Origin of the sequence: Microtetraspora sp. AC03309 (genome assembly GCF_020826795.1) — a bacterium.
Taxonomy (GTDB): Bacteria; Actinomycetota; Actinomycetes; order Streptosporangiales; family Streptosporangiaceae; genus Microtetraspora; species Microtetraspora glauca.
In genome coordinates this window covers 1-17,290 of the sequence record NZ_JADDIL010000120.1, presented here as the reverse complement: position 1 = coordinate 17,290, position 17,290 = coordinate 1, and the positions used below count along the sequence as shown (strand labels likewise).

Sequence of the window (17,290 nt, the reverse complement as noted above, 5' to 3'; positions counted from 1 at the left end):
ATGATCCGCCGCTACATCGCCTGGCGAAACCGCAACACCGACAACCCCCGCCTACGCCGGATCGTGAAGCGGGCAAACGTGGCCTGACACGGCACTAGCGCTGGCCAGCGCTAGCACGACCGCCGCGATCGCCTCTCCCCCGAGGTCTTTCCGCGCTGTTCGCCGTTCTGCGGTCGCGCCGCCCGTTTCCGCCGTACTGCCAGCCTCTCGGCGCACCCGCAAGATCCGGCTCCCCACCCGGCCGGGAACCGCATCAGCCGGACTGGAGGGGGCGACTGGTCGGCGTGATGGAGTGCGGTCAGGACGCGGCTCGTATGGTCGGTGACGATCCGGGACCGACTGGGCTGGCTCTGCACATCAGAAATCAGACACGAATAGAAATCGTCCGTGTACTCTTCGTGTTCATTCTGTTGATCTCCGGAGGGTGCCATGCGCAGGATCATCCGTCTCTTCGCCACGTCCGCGGTCGTCACCGCAGGCACAATCGCCACCACCGCAGCCGCTGCCGGCGCTGACGTCGGCGTCGGCGTGGCAGGCGCCGGCGCGACCGTACATTGGGTGCCTCTCGGCACTCTTCTCTTCAGCGACCGGAACATCAAACGCGACATCGTCCCCGTGCAGTGGGAGCGCCGATCTTGAAGCTGTCGGGGCTCATACGGCTGCGCAATCGACAGCACCAGCCGACTGCGCAGCCTCTCCATGACCATCGAGACGACGCTTCACCCGAGCCATGCCCCAGCGCCGTCAACGGCTACGAGATCCTCGCCAAGGTCGCCGAACTGCCCATCAGCACATGGCGGTACGGGTGGGAGCCCGACGGGGTGCACCATCTGGGGCCGATGGCACAGGACTGGAAGGCCGCTTTCGACTTCGGCCAGCCGGACACCCGCATCCCGGCGGTCGACGCCAACGGGGTGACGCTCGTCGCCGTCCAGGCTCTGTACCGGCTCGTTGTCGACCTCCAGCAGCAAGTCGACCAGCTCCGCGGTACCGCCTCGCCATCCGGCCAGGAGAAGCGGGCGGGGGCGGGCGTCGGCTCAGTGGCGCAGGTGGTGAGTGCAGCCGACTTCTCGGCATGGAACACGGCCGGTGACGGATCGTACTGATATATGTTCACGCTGTGACCATCTTGCGAAGGGAGCCTGCTGACGCGGGGACCGCGCAGCCGAGAGAGGTACGGCTGGCCGGGACGGCGCCGGCCGTGCTCATGCAGCCGACGACGTTGTGCAATCTCGATTGCTCCTACTGCTACCTGCCGGATCGGAAGCTGTCTCGGCGGATGAGTGTGGATGTCGCTACCGCCGTGGCCGCCGGTGTCCGGGAGTGGTCCCGACAGCATCCGGTGGCCGTGGTTTGGCATGGCGGCGAACCGCTGGCGGTGGGCCCGGACTACTTCCGCTCTCTGGTGGAGCCATTCGGGCCGGGTGAAACGTATCCGGTGGTTCATGCGGTGCAAACCAACGCCACGCTCATCGACGAGGCGTGGTGCGAGGTGTTCTCGACGGTCCCCGTCCGGGTCACGGTAAGTATCGACGGCCCAGGTGAGGCCAACGCCTCACGGGCGGACTGGACGGGGCGCCCGAGCATAGAGCGGGTCATGAGCGGGATCGACATGCTGCGCCGGACTGGGATCGGCTTCGGCATGATCGCGGTGGTGCCCGAGCCGTCTCCGGGAGTAGCTGCCCGCCTGTATCGATTCGCCTGTGAGCTGGGCTGCGAGAACCTGGGAGTGAACCTGGCCGAGAAGAAGGGCGTCTACCCAGGCGGGCAGGAGCCGGAGACCGAGGTCATCGCTTTCTGGCAGGAGCTGACGGCCAGCTGGCTGGCTGATCCGCGTATCCGGATCAGGGAGCTCGACCACGCCTACACCTACGTCCGGGAGGAGCTCTCCGGCGCTGCGGCAGAGCGTGCTGACCGCCCGGTCAGGCCGCTGCCCATGGTGACCTGGGACGGCCACTACCTTCCCGTTGGCGCGGAATTGGCCGGCTTCTCCTCGCCCCGCCACGGCCCGTTCACTGCCGGCAATGTCCTGGACACCCCCATGACCGTCCTGGCGTCCCGCGCGGAGACGGTGCCGTGGGTGGTCGAAGCCATGGCAGGCATCACCAACTGCCGTGAGCAGTGCGAGTACTTCGCCTACTGCCGCGGCGGGCAAGTGGCCAACAAGTATTTCGAGACTGGACGCCTGGACACCACCGAAACCGCGTACTGCCGCACCAGCAAGATCAACCTACTGGAAGGAATCCTGCGCCATGCTGAACATGCCCACACCTGCTGAGGCCGTGGAGAGCACAGCTTCGCTGGCTGCACGAATCGAAGCCAACCGGGACCAGCTCACCCGGGCGGCAGCACAGGCCGGCGAACGCCACGACATCGCCACCATCTTCGGATGGGCGTATATAGGGCTGTGACGTCGCCGGGCCTGGGATGCGTACTCGCCCGGCTGCCGCGAACGGATCGCCGATCGCCACGTCCACGCGGTGGAGGGGCTCGGGGCTACGTCCCCGGGCCCCGTCGCTTGCCAGTGGTCAGACAGAAGCGGTCCAGCCCGCATCATGCTCAAACCAGCCACCTTCTCCGGACCGGGTGTCTGAGCGGTTCCGATCGATCGTGAAAGCAGCGGGCCTGCCCGTGATCACGCTGCATGAGGCGCGGCACACGGCGGCGAACGCTCGGGACGTGAGGCGGGGCTGGATGTGAAGATCGTCTCCGCGCAGATCGGCCACTCACCAACCACCATTACCCGGGACCTTTACCAGCACGTGCGGCAGCCCGTGCCCGATGACGTGGTCCTTTTCGCGAGAAGTGGCCGCGAATGTTCGTGAGTTCCGACCGCGCTCAGGGACGGGAACCATGATCAATGTTCGCGAGAAGTGACCGCGCCTGGCGCGGTGCCGGAGCCGGCGATCGCCCTTCTGCAGAACCTCCCCGCGTAGGACCGGCAAGCACTCACCGAGCCGATCAACCCGTGCGCGCAGGAGGACACGGACCCGAGCGGCAAGTGACAGCCTGGGAAACACCCGAAACCCTGGGCCTCCTGACCTGAACGCCTTGAACCGGGGAGGAAACGGGCGGGCCGCCATCCGGCTACTGTTGCTCCGCATGACTCACACCGAGATCGAGATCAGCGCGGAGCTGGTGCGGGATCTGCTGCGTGACCAGCACCCCGACCTGGCCGATCGCCCTTTGCGGCTCGGCGCGCGCGGCTGGGACAACCAGCTGTGGCGGCTCGGCGACGACCTCGCCGTCCGGTTGCCCTGGGCGACGCAGGACGCGGACGCGCTGCTGCGCAAGGAGCACACCTGGCTGCCCTCCCTCGCCCCGCGCCTTCCTCTGCCGGTTCCCGTCCCGCAGCGCCTCGGCGAGCCCTCCGCCCTGTTTCCGCGGCCCTGGATTGTCACCACCTGGGTGCCGGGCGAGCCTGCCGACCGCGCCCCCGTCACGCTCGCCGCGGAGGCTGCCGACGCCTTGGCCGCCTTCCTGACGGCTCTGCACCAACCCGCCCCCGAACAGGCTCCCGCCGGCCGGGACCGCGGAGGGCCGCTGGCCGAGTACTCCGAGGGGTTCGTCAAGGGGCTCGCCTCGGCCACCGAGATGGGGTTGATCCCCGACCCGGACGCCGTCCGCGCTGTCTGGGACGACGCCGTCGCCGCGCCCGACTGGACAGGCCCGGCGCTTTGGCTCCACGGCGACCTGCATCCGGCCAACGTCCTCACCGCGGACGGCACCATCTGCGGCGTGATCGACTTCGGCGACCTCTTTGCCGGCGATCCGGCCGGTGACCTCGCCGCCGCCTGGAACCTGCTGCCGGACGGCGCCGCCGACCGGTTTTATGACGCCTACCAGCCGACCCCGGACGCCGCGACCCTGCGCCGCGCACGCGGATGGGCGGTACGCCGCGCCCTCGGCGGCATCCATATCGGAGAAGCCGGCGTCCGCGGCCGCCCAGGCGGCAAGGCCACGTGGGGCCCACCCGCCCACGCCGCACTGCGACGCCTCATCGCAACCGCCCATCGCTGATCGATCGCCCCGAACGCTGGTGGCTGCGCCGTGGAGAACCTCTGGGCCTGCAGCCGCGGGACCTGCCCCCGCTCGCCGCCATCGTCGTGACCAATCTGGCCACCAACCATTGGGACCTGCGCGGACTGCGCTCCCTGCCGGCCAAGGACACCACGCCGTTGTACGTGCCCACCGCGGGCATGGCCCGCCGCGCCCGGGCGCTGGGCTTCCTGCGCGCCGAACGCCTGGAATGGGGAGAAACCCGCGACATCGCGCCCGGCGTCTCGATGCGGGTCGTGCCCGCGGGGCGGACGCTGCTGTGGCCCAACAACGCCTACGCGTTCGACGCCGCAGGCGGGCGGGTGTTCTTCGGCGGCGAGATCGCCGAGGTCACGCCGTTGGGGCGGCATCGGGCCGAGCAGCCACCGGTGAACCTCGCCCTGCTACCGGTCAACGGGCTGCGGCCGTTCTTCGGCCCGCGCCTGGTGATCGGCCCGAGCCAGGCCGTCGCCGGGTCGTCCGTGCTCGGCGCGCGGGTGCTGGTCCCCGTGCACGACGCCCACGGGCACGATCCGCTGTCACGCCTGTTCCGTACCGACGGCACCGCGTCGGACGCGGTACGGCTGGCCGGCCCGGACCTGCTCGTGACCGACCTGCCGACCGGTGAGCGGTGGGAGTCGCCGTGCTGAACCTGTTCGTACACGGGACGGTGACGGAGATCGAGCCGATCGCCGAGCGCATGCGCCGCGTCCGCGTCTCCGGCCCGGAGCTACGTGACCTGAGCTGGACCCCGGGCACGCACATCCGGCTGCGGGTCGGCGACCCACGCCGCCCTCGCTCATGGCCGCAAGGTCTCCTGCGCACCTACTCGATCTGGGATTACTCGCCCGAGGGCCATCTCGACGTATGCGTACTCGACCACCCCGCCGCCGGACCCGGGGCGTCGTGGTCGCGCGAGGTGGGTGTCGGCGACACCGCGGCCTTCATCGGGCCGAAGGGGAGGTTCGCGCTGCGCGAGGGCGCGTCGTACCACCTGTTCGCGGAGACGAGACCGCGACCGTCGCGTTCGGCGCGATGCTGCGCGCGCTGCCGTCCTCGGCCGTCGTGCACGGCGTGATCGTGGCCGATGGACCGGGCGACCGGCTGCCTCTCGCGCGAAGCTCCACCGAAGCCGGGGCGGTTCACCGGAGTCATGACCGGAAGCCGTCGTATACGTCGGATCTGACCGATTCCGAATGGGCGCGGGAGACCGTCGGTCGACTCTACGGCGATGCTCATAACCGCAATTCAGACGGCCCGGAGGACTGGAAACGGCCGCTCTTTTTGAAGCGGCAAACTGCGGATCACTCATTTCATCGGGCATACCTGAAAAAATCTCAGCAAAGACCGCTTCTCGCCGGCGCCTCTCACCAGCACGGAGTGGCCGACTGCGGCCAGTCGGGAACTTTCCGTAAGTGGCCTATTTACATCTATTCGCCGACCAGTCACCATATGGCCGTGGCCACAAAGCCACCGGGGCTGCCAACCAATGCGATTTGGTATCCGCTCACGCCAACACGTGAGGAGAGGGCGTCCCGGGTAGCGCAAGCATAGAAATTCTGCACGGCCAGCGATCCCAAATCCGGTATGGCATAACGCCGCACCAGAAGGAATGACACCGTGAGAATGACGCGAAGATTACGGGCCGCCGTGTGCGTGGTGGTGGCCGGTGCAATGCTGGCGGCCGGGGCAGGGACGGCGTTCGCCGCGCCCGGGGTCACCCCGGCGGACGTGACGCTGAACCTGGCCCCGGGCGGATCGACGACGATCGCCAAGACCGTGTCCGCTCCGGCGATCCCGCCCAAGCCGGATATCACCTTCCTGATCGACACAACAGGAAGCATGGGCGGGGTCATCTCGAACGTGCGGACCAATGCGAACACCATCTTGTCCAACGTCGCTTCGGCGCAGCCGGACGCGCAGTTCGCGGTTGCCGAGTACAGGGACGTGTCGGCGGACGCGACGTCGTTCCGGGTGGCGCAGAACCTCACCGCCAACCAGACCGACGTCACCGACGGTCTCAACTCGCTGGTCGCGATGGGCGGCGGCGACTTCCCCGAGGACGGCATCAACGGTCTGTTCCAGGTCGCGTCCGGAGCTGTCCACTTTCGGCCGAACAGCTCTCGGGTCGTGTTGCTGATCGGGGACGCCCTCAGCCATGACCCCAGCAACGGCCATACGCTGGCCGATGCGATCAGCGCCCTGCAGGCAGCCGACATCACCGTGCTCGCGTTCGACCTGTCCGGGCTGGACTCGACCGGGCAAGCGACCGCGATCACCAACGCCACGGGTGGACGGCTGTTCTCCGACATCAACCCCTCGGAGGTCAGCGACACCATCCTGGCGGCCCTGCACAACCTGCCGGTCACGGTCACCCACCAGCTGCGTGACTGCGACCCGAACCTGTCGGTGTCCTTGGCCCCGGGCAGTCGGACGGTGACCAGCGGCGATGATGCCACCTTCACTGAGACCGTCTCCGTCGGCGCCGGAGCCATACCGGGAAGCACCATTACCTGCAAGGCGGACTTCCTGCTCAACGGCGTCCTGTCACCAGGCTTCACTGAAACGATCACCGAAAACGTCCCAAAGGCGACCCCATCGATCGCCACGACGCCATCGGGAACGGTGCCCGCGGGCGGGAACGTCTCTGATGCAGCGACCCTGTCCGGCGGGTACCACCCGACGGGCACCGTCACGTTCCAGCTGTTCGGGCCCAGTGACACCGGCTGTGCGACGCCGATCGCCACCCGCACCGACACGCTGTCCGGCAGCGGCACCGCCGCATCCGGCAACGTGACCATCGGCGCGGCCGGCACCTACCGGTGGACCGCCATCTACAGCGGTGACGCCCACAACAACTCCGTCACCTCACCGTGCAGCGCCGAACAAGTCACCGTCACGCCGCAGCGGCTGACCGGACGGGCCTACGGCCTGACCGCCTCCGCCACCCTGGCGGGCATCCAACTGGTCAACATCGCGCCCATCCCTGACACCGGCCCCATCTCCACCACCTCGACCAACACCACCTCGGTGCCCTGCACCGCCTCCCTCAGCGGACTGATCAGCGCGCACGCCCTCTGCGCAAAGGTCGCCACCACCGAATTCCCCGGCAAATCCGTGGCCACCGCCTCCATCGACGACACCACCATCGGGATCACCGGCATCCCGGTGATCACCGTCAAGACCGTCAACTCCAGCTCCACCACCACCTGCGCTGGATCCACCGGAACCACCACGATCGCCTTCCTCAAGGTCGGCAACACGGTGGTCATCGCAGAACCCACCGACATCCAACCCAACACCACGGTCAACGTCGGCGTCGTCAAGCTCGTCCTCAACGAGCAGACCCCATTCACCACCCCCGACAAGGGCCTGACCGTCAACGCCGTCCACATCACCGTCGACGCCATCGGCCTGGCCAAGACCAACGTCGTCCTGGCCTCCTCCGAAAGCGATATCGGCAACTGCCCATAACCCAACCCACCTGAACCGATCAACCCGAGGCCGGGTGGAACACCGTAGCTCCGCCCGGCCTCGGCCGGGCTTCTGACTCCGGGGGTCGCTCTGCTCCGCATAGGCGGTCTCGCCACTGCCGGTCCCACCGTCCGGGACGAAGACCACGACAAGGGCCGGCTCACTGGCCGACCCGGCGCAGGACCTCCACGGCCGGGGTCGGCATCTCCAGCTTCGTCATCTCCCGCACGCGGTGCTCGTGCGGAAACGGACGAGCAGGGAACGGTTTGGGAACAGACGCGATCGCCATCTCGCACGGTTTGCCGGCGGGCAGTGCAATGGCTGTATGCAGAGCCGATGGGGCCGCGTCGTAGTAGGAACCTTTGCCGCAACCGCGGCCGCGAGCGCCATCGCGGTGCTGCGCTCCCGCCAGGCGCAGCGGATGCCAACGGCAGCAACCTCGCCGGTCGCGCCGACGACCGCACCAGTATCGGACTCACCGATCAGTCCCCCGCCCCCTGCATCACCTACTCCGGCTGCGGCTCCGCGGTCTCCTGTTAGCTGGAGGAGCCGTCTGATCGGCCTGTTGATCTCCCTGGCGGTACTTACCGTCAGCGGGGTCGCCGCCCTGACCGCCTTGGTCCCATCCCGTGTTCTGCCATCGGTAGGGCTGACAGTCCTGCCGGATTGGGCGCGTTGGAGTCTGGCCGGCCTGGCGTTGAGCGGGGTGGTCTCCCTCGGGCTCGTCGTACTGCTCGGGCCCGCAGCCCGCCGTCTCGCCGGTGAGCGGTACCCGCTGACCGACGAGGAACGCCGCCAACTGTCGGTCACCGACCGGATCGAGGCGGTCAACGCCACCCGCCAGACCCTGCTCCAGTCAGCCACCGGCCTCGTGGTGATCGGCGGCGTCGTGTTCACCGCCCTGGGCCTGTGGTACACGGCTCAGACCCTGGACACCACGCAGCAGGGACAGATCACCGACCGCTATACGAAGGCCATCGAACAACTCGGCAACCGCCAATCCCTGGACGTGCGCCTGGGCGGCATCTACGCCCTGGAGCGTCTGGCGGCCGACTCCCCGCGTGATCATCGCACTATTTACGACGTCCTGGCGGCTTTCACCCGCGAACACGACCCAGCCCCTGAGACCGAGATCACCGGGCCGCCCGCGACCGACATTCAGGCGGCACTGACCGTCATCGGCCGCCGCGATCGCGACACTTTCGCCGTGGATCTGACGGCCCTTCGTGCGCCCGAGGCCGATCTTGGTGGTGCGTACCTGAGCGGCGCGAATCTGGGCAACGCGAACTTGAGCGGCGCGGACCTGCACAACGCGAACTTGAGCGGCGCGGACCTGCACAACGCGGACTTGCGCGGCGCGAAGCTGATCGGCGCGAACCTGAGTAACACGGACCTGGGCGGCGCGAGCCTGACCGACGTACTGACCAACATGAACCTGAGCGGCGCGAACCTGAGCAACACGGATCTGCGCAACATGGATCTGCGCGGCGCGAACCTGATCGGCGCGAACCTGCGCGGCGCGAACCTGATCGGCGCGAACCTGAGCGGCGCGAACCTGAGCGGCGCGGACCTGAGCGGCGCGGACCTGCGCGGTGTGACGGGGATGACACAAGCTCAAATCCAGGCGGTGGCGGAGACCGATGCCACGACGAAGTTCTAGGGTCGGCCATTCCTCGGGGCCGCCGCCCATGCGTCACCGCTCTACCAGCGGCGCAGGCCCCAACGGCCGGGGCGAGGAGTTCGAGGCCGTCGGCGTTGACGACGACCCGCGTCTCACTCAATGCCCCTCCTGGTGAGCTTCGGCCCGCCAGCGGTAGACGAGCGCCTCCCCGGCGGAGACCGGCGCGTGCGGGTGGAGCTCCGACATCACCCGGATCCACTCGTCGTCGCTCCGCTGGTCAGCCGGCACACGTTCCGTGCTCAACGTTCCTCCTCGCAGATCGCGTATCCGCCGATGGTGTGGACGCCCTGACTCGTCATCGCGGCGATCGTGGCGGCTGCCATGCTGTGCTTGAGGTAGCGGGGGCACCACTCCTGCCGCGTCTCCCCCGCCGTGGGGAACACCTCCTCGTGGGTCGCAGCAGGCCGCTCCCCAGCCATGGCGGCGGGCAGCTCGGTCACCTCCACGTTGGCGACCTCCACATACCGGTAGGTCCAGCGGCCGCCGTGCGGCTGTCACGCATGCATGGGAGTGGCCGAAGAGCCCGAAGCAGTCGCCGTTGCCCGGACCTTCGTGAGGTGCCGGACGAGGTAATCGTGCAAGGTGTGGTGGAAGCTCGTCGCGACGTGGGACTGCGGGGCGAACAGGTCGAAGGCGTGGTAGGCGCCGGGGTAGAGGTGCAACTCGACGGAGACGCCGTGGGCGCGCAGGCGCGCGGCGTAGTCGAGATTCTCGTCGCGGAAGACGTCGAGTTCACCGACGCCGATGAAGGTCGGGGGCAGGCCGGCGAGGTCGGTCGCCCGGGAGGCGGCGCAGTAGGACGTGACGTCCTCGGTGCCGGCGCGGTCGCCGAGAATCGCCTGCCAGGCCAGGATGTTGGTCGAACGGTCCCAGATGCCGATGTCGGTGATCTCGTGGCTCGAATCGGTCGTGTTGCGGTCGTCGAGCATCGGATACATCAGCAGCTGGAACAGGGGGGTCGCTGCGGCGCGGTCGCGGACCAGAAGGGCTGTGGCGGCGGCGATGCCTCCGCCTCCGCTCTGGCCGGCCAGGCCGACCCGGGTGGGGTCGAGGCCGAGATCGGTGGCGTTCTCACTGATCCACCGGTAGGCGGTGTATCCGTCCTCGGCGGCGCCGGGCGCGGGGGTTTCCGGGGCCAGCCGGTAGTCGACGCTGACAATGGCGCAGCCGAGTGCCGCGCACAGCGGCTTGAGCCAGGGTGCGTCCTGGGCGGCGAAGCCGAGCACTTGCCCACCGCCGTGGAACCACACGATGACCGGCAGCGGTCCGGGCGCGTTCTGCGGACGCAGCAGGAGGATCGGGACATCGGGGCCTTCGGCGCGCGGCACGTGGATCTCGTGGGCGGTGATGGTGGGCTCGTCGGGGATGGTGTCGGCGATGGATTCGGCCATAGCGCGGACGCCGGCTCGCGTTCCCTCCAGGTCGCTGAGATCGAAGACCCCCGCCGACGTCATCGGCACCGCCTTCAGGGCCTCGGCGAGTTCAGGGTCCATCCGATCGTGTGCGTCTTTCATGGTCATGCCGTTCGTCTCCTCTGGCTGCGATGCGGCGCGGGGGCGCGCAGCAGCCGGTCTACGAGGGTGTTGGGTCCTGAGGACCGGTCCGCCGTGCCGCCGGGACGTGGTTGCGGGGACCGGTGGGAGGGAGCTGGAGTGCGCTTGGCTCAGCGTGCGGTGGCCGCCGGGGCGTCGAAGTAGTGGCCCTGGGCGAGGTCGTCGATGAGGCCGGGCTGGACGGGCTTCCAGCCGAGGAGGTCCTGGGTCAGCGTGCTCGAGGAGGGGTTGTCGGCCTGGGCGTGGGCGCTCAGGAAGCCGAAGTGGGCCTCGGCCTCGGTCGGCGGGATGCTGACCACGGGCAGGTTCAGCCCGCGGCCGATGCCCTCGGCGATCTCCCGGAAGGTGATCCCCTCGTCGTCGACGGCGTGCAGCCGTGACCCCGCCGGCGCGGATTCCAGCGCCAGCCGGTACAGGCGTGCCGCGTCGAGCGTGTGCACGGCGGGCCAGCGGTTGGCCCCGTCGCCGACGTAGGCGGAGACGCCTCTGGACCGGGCGATGGAGATCAGGGTCGGGATGAAGCCGTTGTGGTCGAGCGTGCTGTGCACGGTCGGAGTGAGCCGGACGACGGACGACCGGATGCCGCGTTCCGCGAGTGCGACCACCGCGTTCTCGGCGTCGATCCGTGGGCCTGCGTCGAGCGCGTCGGCTTCGGTGGCGGCGTCTTCCAGTCCCGCGAAGGCGAACAGCATGGTTCCCGAGGTGGTCACCAAAGGCTTGCCGGTGCTGGCGAGCGCGTCGCCGAGGGTTTCGATGGCGTGCAGATCGGCTTCGACCGCGCTGTCGAAGTCGCCGGCGAACATGGCGTCGTGCTTGAAGGCCAGGTGGATCACGCCGTCGGCCGCGGCGGCGGCCGCGGCGAGGCCGTCGAGATCGTCGAGGTCGCCTTGGTGCACCTGGGCACCGGCAGCCGTCAACGCGGCGGCCGACTTGTCCGAGCGGGCCAGGCCGACGACCTGGTGTCCTGCATCGAGGAGTTCGGGGACGACGGCGGAGCCGACGTGTCCAGAAGCTCCGGTGACGAATACGCGCATGGTGCGCCTTCCTGCTGCGGGCTCCCCACCGGGGGCGGGGGCCCTGATGTCAGTTGATGACATCACCGTAGCACCGACGTCAGTCACTGTCATCACTGATGTCAGATTCTGTCATCGAGGGGTAGGATCGGACCATGAGCCGATGGGAACCCGACGCACGAGGCCGCCTGGAGAAGGCGGCGCTGGAGCTCTACAACCACAAGGGCTTCGACGCCACCACCGTCGCGGAGATCGCCGCCCGCGCCGGGCTCACCGAACGGACCTTCTACCGGCACTTCGCCGACAAACGGGAAGTCCTCTTCCCGGGCGACAGCCCGCTCGCCGACACCCTCGCGGACGCCACCGCCGCCGCCCCCGTCCCGCTCCCGCCGCTCGAGGTGATCACCCACGCCCTGACCGAAGCCGCTCCCGTCCTCGAAGAACGCGCAGACCTGGCACGACAACGCCAGGCCGTCATCGCCGCCAACCCCGAACTCCAGGAACGCGAACTGGCCAAACTCGCCGCACTCGCCTCCACGCTCGCCCACGCGCTGCGCGAACGCGGCCTGGAGACCACTACCGCGGCACTCGCCGCCGAAATCGGGATCGCCGCGTTCAAGGTCGCCTTCGAACGCTGGATCAACGACCCCGACCGGCACACCCTCGCCCAACGAATCCGGGAAACCCTGGACACCGCCAGGCACCTCACCGCGCCCGCCGCACATGTCGCCGCGACCGACGACGTGAGCTTCACAGGCCAGGAGGGAGTGGCATGAATGTGGTGGGCACCCTGAGCAAGGGGCCCGCGAGCTATCCGTCCTCGCCGCCGTCCGTCTCGCCGTCTCTGTGCGGGTCGCGCAGCTGCCGCGGTCCCGGAGCCGGCGGCCGGGTGAAGGCGTAGCGGCCCAGGAAGTTGATGTGGTCGTACTGGAGCGGGGACAGCCGGGCGAGCAGTTCGTCGGTGACGGGGAAGCCGTCGGCCGCGAACCGCTTGACGGCGGCGCCGACATAGCGGCTGTTGAACAGCACCACGGCGTTCAGCGCCAGGCCGAGCGCGCCGAGCCGGTCCTCCATGCCCTCGCGGTAGTGCTGGCGCGGTTCGCCACTGTTATCGGGGTTGGGGCCGAAGTCCGTCGAGGATGATCTGGGCGATGTGTGCGGAGCGTTCGCGGCTGGTGTCCGCGTCGGCGTGTCGGATCGCGGCGAAGGCGCCGGCGACGATTGCCATCACCTCGTCGACTGTTACGTCGTGGCGTACGACGCCGGCGCGATGGGCGCGATCAAGCAGGTGTGCGACCTGGTGCGTGAGGTCGGCAGCGGCGTCCGGAGCGGCGTTGCGCAGGTCGAACTCGGCGGCCGTGAGCGCGCTCTTCACCGCTGCGTTCTCCGCGCCCGAGGCCATCATCCGGGACAGCAGCGTGAAGAGGGCGGCTGGATCGTCGGTACCGGTGAGCGCCTCTCCCTCAGCGACCAACTGCCTGATCTGGTCGATCGCGACGGCGAGGTAAAGCGCTTCCTTGGTGGGGAAGTGCCGGTGGACGGTGCCTGGACCAACACCCGCGCGGCGGGCGATCTCGTCGAGCGAGATGCCGAGGCCTTGGGAGGTGAACAACTGCTGCGCGGTCCGGAGTACCTGCTCACGGTTGCGGCGGGCGTCGGCCCGTAGCTCCCGGTCGTTCACGGGAGCCGTCGGTGGCCCGGCTGGAGTGTGTTTAGGCGTGCGGCTGGACATCTCACCCCTAGCTTAACCGGGGCGCCGCCCCGTATGCTGCTCGGATATAAGCGGGGCGAAGCCCCGCTTATGGGTTGGGTCGTTTCACCATGAGGCAGGCCGCGCCGAACACGAGGAGGTCCCTTCAATGACCACACGCGAGGAAGCCAGCGCCCTGGTGCTGCGGATGCAGGAGTGCTTCAACACCCGGCAGTTCGACCAGGCCGCCGATCTGTTCACCCCCGACTTCCTTAACCACCCGCTTGGCGCCACCGGGTTCGAAGCGGGCAAGGAGGCCTGGGTCCAGGTCGTCGCCCAGTTCCCGGCCATGCGCGTTGTCGCCGACGACATCATGATCGACGGCGACAAGGTGGCCATCCGCTCATCCGTTGAGGGAATGGCGGCCCCGGGTAGCGACGTCCGGCCCGTGCTCATCGAGATCTTCCGCATTGACAACGGCCGACTCGCGGAGACCTGGGGCGTCACCGAGGGTCCGGACCCACGCCGCTGAGGCCCCGCAGCCTCACAAGTTCCTCCGGCAGATCAGCCCCGCAATGCCGACGCCGCTCACATCAGACTGGCCAGGTGGCGATAAGACGAGCGCCCCAGGCCCTGTGATGGGGACTGGGGCGCTCGTGCGTTCAGTGTCGGGATGAGACGGTTTCCCGACAGGGTGGTCACCGACCACCGCAGCCATGACGAGCAGAACGCGGCGATCGGTGCCTACGTGCGTTGGCGCAACGCCCGAGCCCAGCCCAAGACGAACTTCGCCGCCAGTTCGCCGATCAGAAGCTGGACCAGTTACCCGGCCAAGGTTGCGTGACGGGCCACTAGCCCAGCTCAGCGCTGAGTTCGCCGACGAGCCGGCGTTCGCCACGGAAAGTAGTCGTGAAGAAGTTGGGTGAACGGGCCCTCGTCACGGCAGACCAGAGGCCCTCGCTTCGGCGCGTACGCCACCGACGAACTCCGTCATCGGCCGGATCCGTTCGACCCACTGCTCTGAAGGAGGTCGACTTCACCGACGTCGAACTGGCTGCTTGACCACCGAGGCGTTGGTGCCGTTGACAAACGTGCTGGGGCCGGGTCTCGATGTGGTGAAGGTGCGGCTGGCGGCTGGGGGGTCTGGGACCATCTGCGGCGTGGCGTGGCGTGGCGTGGCGTGGCGTGGTGATGGCGGCGGCGGCAGGGTGGGCAGGAGCGAGCCCTTTTGGCGGCCGGTGACCGACGTGAACATGATGACCGCGGTCGTCCTGGAGCAGTTGGGTGTCAACCGCGAGCAGTTGCGAACCCTGGAACCGGCGCGGCGCTCTCCGCATCTGTTGGACGACCACACCGCGGAGCGGATCAAGCAGGTCGTCGGGGAGCAGCGCGACGACATGTGGCTGTGGGACGAGACCGGCGAGCACTGGCAGGCCCAGGACCTGGAGATCAGCGCGTCCATCAATCCCTGGAACACCCCGGCCTTGGCCCAGCCGTTGACCCGGGTAGACCGTGGACCAAGGCCCGTACCGTTCCGGCACGTCACGCCAGCCGGTTCCGGTGCGAAACCGCCACCAGATCCCATTGAACTGATCACGCACCCGCCGTGGCAGCGGCCCGGTAGCCGCCACCGGCAGATGCGGCTCGATCAACGCCCACTCGGCATCGGTCACATCGAAGCGCGCCACATCCGAGTTCTACCGGCCCACCCTCGGCCATCCCAAGATCTGAATCCCAAATAGCTCCTAGCCCTTCATGTAGGTGCCGAACCAGTCGAGCATCGGGGCCGGGTTCTGCTGGAAGTACGTGTAGCCGTCCCAGCGCCTGGTCGTCCCCTCGATCCAGAGCAGTTCCTTCTCGGCGACCGGGATGTTGTCGAACATCGCCTGGACGTCCGACGGCCTGGTCATCAGGTCGTCGCGGACCTGGTACAGCATCGTCGGGATCATGACGTTCTTCGCCCAGGGGACGGGCGAGAAGTCGTCCAGCCCGAAGCTGGTGTGCAGCCTGATGCGCTGCTCCAGGTCGTCGATGCGCCCGGCGGGGATTCCGAGCCGCTCCAGCCCCCGCTCGCAGGAGACGCGGGGAGACAGCGGCTGCGGCGAGACCATGCAGCGCACTCCCTCGAAGGCCTCTGGGCGTCTGGTCATGGCGAACATGGTCGCGTTGCCGCCGACGCAGCGGCTGAAGAGACCGATGGTCAGGTCCCGGGTGTCCGCGCGGCCTCGCACGTAGTCCAGCGAGCCGATGACGTCGCGGGACTCGTACCGGCCGACGGTGAAGATGCCGCCGTTGGCCGCGCCGCTGTGGCCGAAGTTCCGCAGGTCGTAGGCGAGCACGTGGTAGCCGGCGTCGTGCAGGATCTTGTAGTCCGGGATGAAGTTCACCTCGAAGTCGTTGCCGGTCGCGCCGCCGAGCGACCTCCACGGCTCAAGGTGCGCGGGCAGCCCGGCCCGGCTGAACCAGCGAGGGTGGTTGGCGATGACGATCTTGTCGGATCCGGGGGCCGGGATGTACCAGCCTTCCAGCGGCACGCCGTCCTCGGAGGGAAAGGTGACGTCCTCGTACGCGAGGCCCTGCTCGTCCGGCCGGTGCATGATCGGCGAGCGCAGTGACGTACGGAAGCTGTCGGCGAGGGCCTGCAGGGTGTCATCGATCTGTGTCATGCTCCGAGCCTGACGCCCGTCCGACCGGCGTAACCAGGTAGCGGCAGTACCTGGCTCGGATGTGCGCGTTTCTGCAGACTGAAGGTGTGGACCGACAAGAACTGGCCGGATTCCTGCGCAGCAGGCGCGAGCGGATCAGCCCCGCCGAAGTGGGCCTGCCTGCCGGGCCGCGCCGCCGCACCCCAGGGCTGCGCCGGGAGGAGGTGGCTCAGCTGGCGTACATCTCGACGGAGTACTACACCCGACTGGAACAGGCCCGCGGCCCGCGCCCGTCGAGCGAGGTGCTGTCCGGGATCACCCGCGCGCTGCGGCTGTCGGACGTCGAGCGTGACCACCTCCACCACCTTGCCGGAGCGCCGCACGGCCCCGCCCCCGGACCCTCCCGCGAGGTGCGGCAGAGCATCCTCGACCTGCTGCGGCGGCTGCCGCAGGCCGCCGCGATCGTGACGTCCGCGACGTTCGAGGTGATCGCCTGGAACGACCTGGCGGCCGCGCTCATGGAGGACTTCTCCGCCCTGACCCGGCGCGACCGCAACCTTGCGCGCCGCATCTTCCTCGGACCCCACGCGAACGGGCAGGTGCTGTACGGGCTGTCGGACGCGGATGACTTCGCGCGCTTCTCAGCCCACCGGCTGCGCGCCGCCGCCGCCCGCTACCCCGACGATCCCGAGGTGGCCGCGCTGGTGCGCGAACTCCTCGCCTGCAGCGAGGAGTTCGCGCGCCTGTGGGCCTCCCACGACGTGACCGCCGAGGTCGCCCTGTGCAAGACCTTCCGCCACCCGCAGGTCGGCCCGGTCACCGTCAACTGCGACGTGCTCGACATCACCGACCGGGACCAGCAGGTCGTGATCTACACCGCCGCTCCCGGCTCACCGTCCGAGCAGGCACTGCGCCTGCTGTCGGTCATCGGCACCCAGCGCATGGAGGTGCTCCGCTGAGGGGCTAGACCAGGGCGCCTGGCCTGAGGGAGTCACTGCTCAAGGCGTCCAACCAAAGTGCCCTGATGAAAGTAGACGCGCCAGCCAGTCTCCGTCAGGCGCCCAGAGAGTTCCGCCATGCCCGGCGCCCCTGATTGTCAGCAAAGTACGTCAGGTGAACGATCCCCCGAGGAGCAATGCTTGAGATCTGTGGATCGGCCGGGAAGGGGTGTACCTTCCCGGTGATCGTTTGAGGTC

The 17,290-nt window shown here is 68.6% G+C and carries 20 protein-coding genes and 1 pseudogene; 13 read left to right on the top strand and 8 right to left on the bottom strand.

Going from position 1 to position 17,290, the window contains the following annotated elements; translation table 11 throughout:
* Positions 1–429 precede the first annotated feature (429 nt).
* The 9 genes from IMZ11_RS39895 (at position 430) to IMZ11_RS39850 (ending at position 9,172) form a co-directional block, all read left to right on the top strand.
* Positions 430–639 carry a hypothetical protein gene (locus tag IMZ11_RS39895; protein ID WP_228648304.1) on the top strand — a complete coding sequence of 70 codons (210 nt, stop codon included), beginning with the start codon at positions 430–432 and terminating at the stop codon, positions 637–639.
* On the top strand, positions 636–1,106 hold the full coding sequence (locus tag IMZ11_RS39890; RefSeq protein ID WP_228648302.1) for a tail fiber domain-containing protein: 471 nt from the start codon (positions 636–638) through the stop codon (positions 1,104–1,106). Before IMZ11_RS39895 ends, IMZ11_RS39890 begins: the two co-directional genes overlap by 4 nt.
* A 101-nt stretch (positions 1,107–1,207) precedes the next feature.
* Positions 1,208–2,278 carry a cyclophane-forming radical SAM peptide maturase AmcB gene (amcB, locus tag IMZ11_RS39885; protein ID WP_228648306.1) on the top strand — a complete coding sequence of 357 codons (1,071 nt, stop codon included), beginning with the start codon at positions 1,208–1,210 and terminating at the stop codon, positions 2,276–2,278.
* Positions 2,253–2,411 (top strand): hypothetical protein, encoded by a 159-nt coding sequence (locus tag IMZ11_RS39880; RefSeq protein WP_228648300.1) that lies wholly within the window; start codon positions 2,253–2,255, stop codon positions 2,409–2,411. Before amcB ends, IMZ11_RS39880 begins: the two co-directional genes overlap by 26 nt.
* Positions 2,412–3,102: 691 nt before the next feature.
* Complete coding sequence (locus IMZ11_RS39875) at positions 3,103–4,020, top strand: aminoglycoside phosphotransferase family protein (protein ID WP_228648298.1); 918 nt, start codon at positions 3,103–3,105, stop codon at positions 4,018–4,020.
* On the top strand, positions 3,963–4,688 hold the full coding sequence (locus tag IMZ11_RS39870) for an MBL fold metallo-hydrolase (RefSeq protein ID WP_228648296.1): 726 nt from the start codon (positions 3,963–3,965) through the stop codon (positions 4,686–4,688). Before IMZ11_RS39875 ends, IMZ11_RS39870 begins: the two co-directional genes overlap by 58 nt.
* The gene (locus IMZ11_RS39865) at positions 4,682–5,116 is read left to right on the top strand and encodes a siderophore-interacting protein (protein ID WP_228648294.1); all 435 of its coding nucleotides are present in this window, start codon (positions 4,682–4,684) and stop codon (positions 5,114–5,116) included. Before IMZ11_RS39870 ends, IMZ11_RS39865 begins: the two co-directional genes overlap by 7 nt.
* Before the next feature lie 548 nt (positions 5,117–5,664).
* Positions 5,665–7,512, top strand: a complete 1,848-nt coding sequence (locus tag IMZ11_RS45820; protein ID WP_255707829.1) for a vWA domain-containing protein — start codon at positions 5,665–5,667, stop codon at positions 7,510–7,512.
* Positions 7,513–8,077: 565 nt separating this feature from the next.
* Positions 8,078–9,172, top strand: coding sequence for a pentapeptide repeat-containing protein (locus IMZ11_RS39850; protein ID WP_228648293.1), 1,095 nt, complete (start codon positions 8,078–8,080; stop codon positions 9,170–9,172).
* Between the two features lie 117 nt (positions 9,173–9,289).
* Here the strand turns inward: IMZ11_RS39850 and IMZ11_RS39845 are convergent, their stop codons facing one another.
* The 4 genes from IMZ11_RS39845 to IMZ11_RS39830 all read right to left on the bottom strand — a co-directional run bounded on the left by IMZ11_RS39845 (position 9,290) and on the right by IMZ11_RS39830 (position 11,780).
* Positions 9,290–9,436, bottom strand: coding sequence for a hypothetical protein (locus tag IMZ11_RS39845; RefSeq protein ID WP_228648291.1), 147 nt, complete (start codon positions 9,434–9,436; stop codon positions 9,290–9,292).
* A complete protein-coding gene (locus IMZ11_RS39840; RefSeq protein ID WP_228648289.1) occupies positions 9,433–9,654 on the bottom strand; it encodes a hypothetical protein in 222 nt (73 codons plus the stop codon). Before IMZ11_RS39840 ends, IMZ11_RS39845 begins: the two co-directional genes overlap by 4 nt.
* Before the next feature lie 33 nt (positions 9,655–9,687).
* A complete protein-coding gene (locus IMZ11_RS39835; RefSeq protein ID WP_228648287.1) occupies positions 9,688–10,713 on the bottom strand; it encodes an alpha/beta hydrolase fold domain-containing protein in 1,026 nt (341 codons plus the stop codon).
* A gap of 143 nt (positions 10,714–10,856) precedes the next feature.
* Complete coding sequence (locus IMZ11_RS39830) at positions 10,857–11,780, bottom strand: SDR family oxidoreductase (protein ID WP_228648286.1); 924 nt, start codon at positions 11,778–11,780, stop codon at positions 10,857–10,859.
* A gap of 134 nt (positions 11,781–11,914) precedes the next feature.
* On the opposite strand from IMZ11_RS39830, the gene IMZ11_RS39825 reads away from it, so the two are divergent.
* Complete coding sequence (locus IMZ11_RS39825; RefSeq protein ID WP_228648283.1) at positions 11,915–12,535, top strand: TetR family transcriptional regulator; 621 nt, start codon at positions 11,915–11,917, stop codon at positions 12,533–12,535.
* A 34-nt stretch (positions 12,536–12,569) separates the two neighbouring features.
* Here IMZ11_RS39825 and IMZ11_RS39820 read toward each other — a convergent pair.
* A pseudogene (locus IMZ11_RS39820) lies at positions 12,570–12,857 on the bottom strand (Tn3 family transposase); the annotation flags it as partial.
* A 10-nt stretch (positions 12,858–12,867) separates the two neighbouring features.
* A complete protein-coding gene (locus tag IMZ11_RS39815) occupies positions 12,868–13,440 on the bottom strand; it encodes a TetR/AcrR family transcriptional regulator (RefSeq protein ID WP_228648281.1) in 573 nt (190 codons plus the stop codon).
* A gap of 178 nt (positions 13,441–13,618) precedes the next feature.
* Here IMZ11_RS39815 and IMZ11_RS39810 point away from each other — a divergent pair, with 178 nt between their 5' ends.
* Both IMZ11_RS39810 and IMZ11_RS39805 read left to right on the top strand, forming a co-directional pair.
* Positions 13,619–13,981, top strand: a complete 363-nt coding sequence (locus IMZ11_RS39810; protein WP_228648279.1) for an ester cyclase — start codon at positions 13,619–13,621, stop codon at positions 13,979–13,981.
* A 141-nt stretch (positions 13,982–14,122) separates the two neighbouring features.
* On the top strand, positions 14,123–14,293 hold the full coding sequence (locus IMZ11_RS39805) for a hypothetical protein (RefSeq protein WP_228648277.1): 171 nt from the start codon (positions 14,123–14,125) through the stop codon (positions 14,291–14,293).
* Between the two features lie 7 nt (positions 14,294–14,300).
* Here IMZ11_RS39805 and IMZ11_RS46860 read toward each other — a convergent pair whose 3' ends face one another.
* The gene (locus IMZ11_RS46860; RefSeq protein ID WP_374463213.1) at positions 14,301–15,080 is read right to left on the bottom strand and encodes a transposase; all 780 of its coding nucleotides are present in this window, start codon (positions 15,078–15,080) and stop codon (positions 14,301–14,303) included.
* Positions 15,081–15,194: 114 nt separating this feature from the next.
* The gene (locus IMZ11_RS39795; RefSeq protein ID WP_228648273.1) at positions 15,195–16,115 is read right to left on the bottom strand and encodes an alpha/beta hydrolase; all 921 of its coding nucleotides are present in this window, start codon (positions 16,113–16,115) and stop codon (positions 15,195–15,197) included.
* Between the two features lie 86 nt (positions 16,116–16,201).
* Here IMZ11_RS39795 and IMZ11_RS39790 point away from each other — a divergent pair, with 86 nt between their 5' ends.
* Positions 16,202–17,053 (top strand): helix-turn-helix transcriptional regulator, encoded by an 852-nt coding sequence (locus IMZ11_RS39790; RefSeq protein WP_228648271.1) that lies wholly within the window; start codon positions 16,202–16,204, stop codon positions 17,051–17,053.
* Positions 17,054–17,290 lie beyond the last annotated feature (237 nt).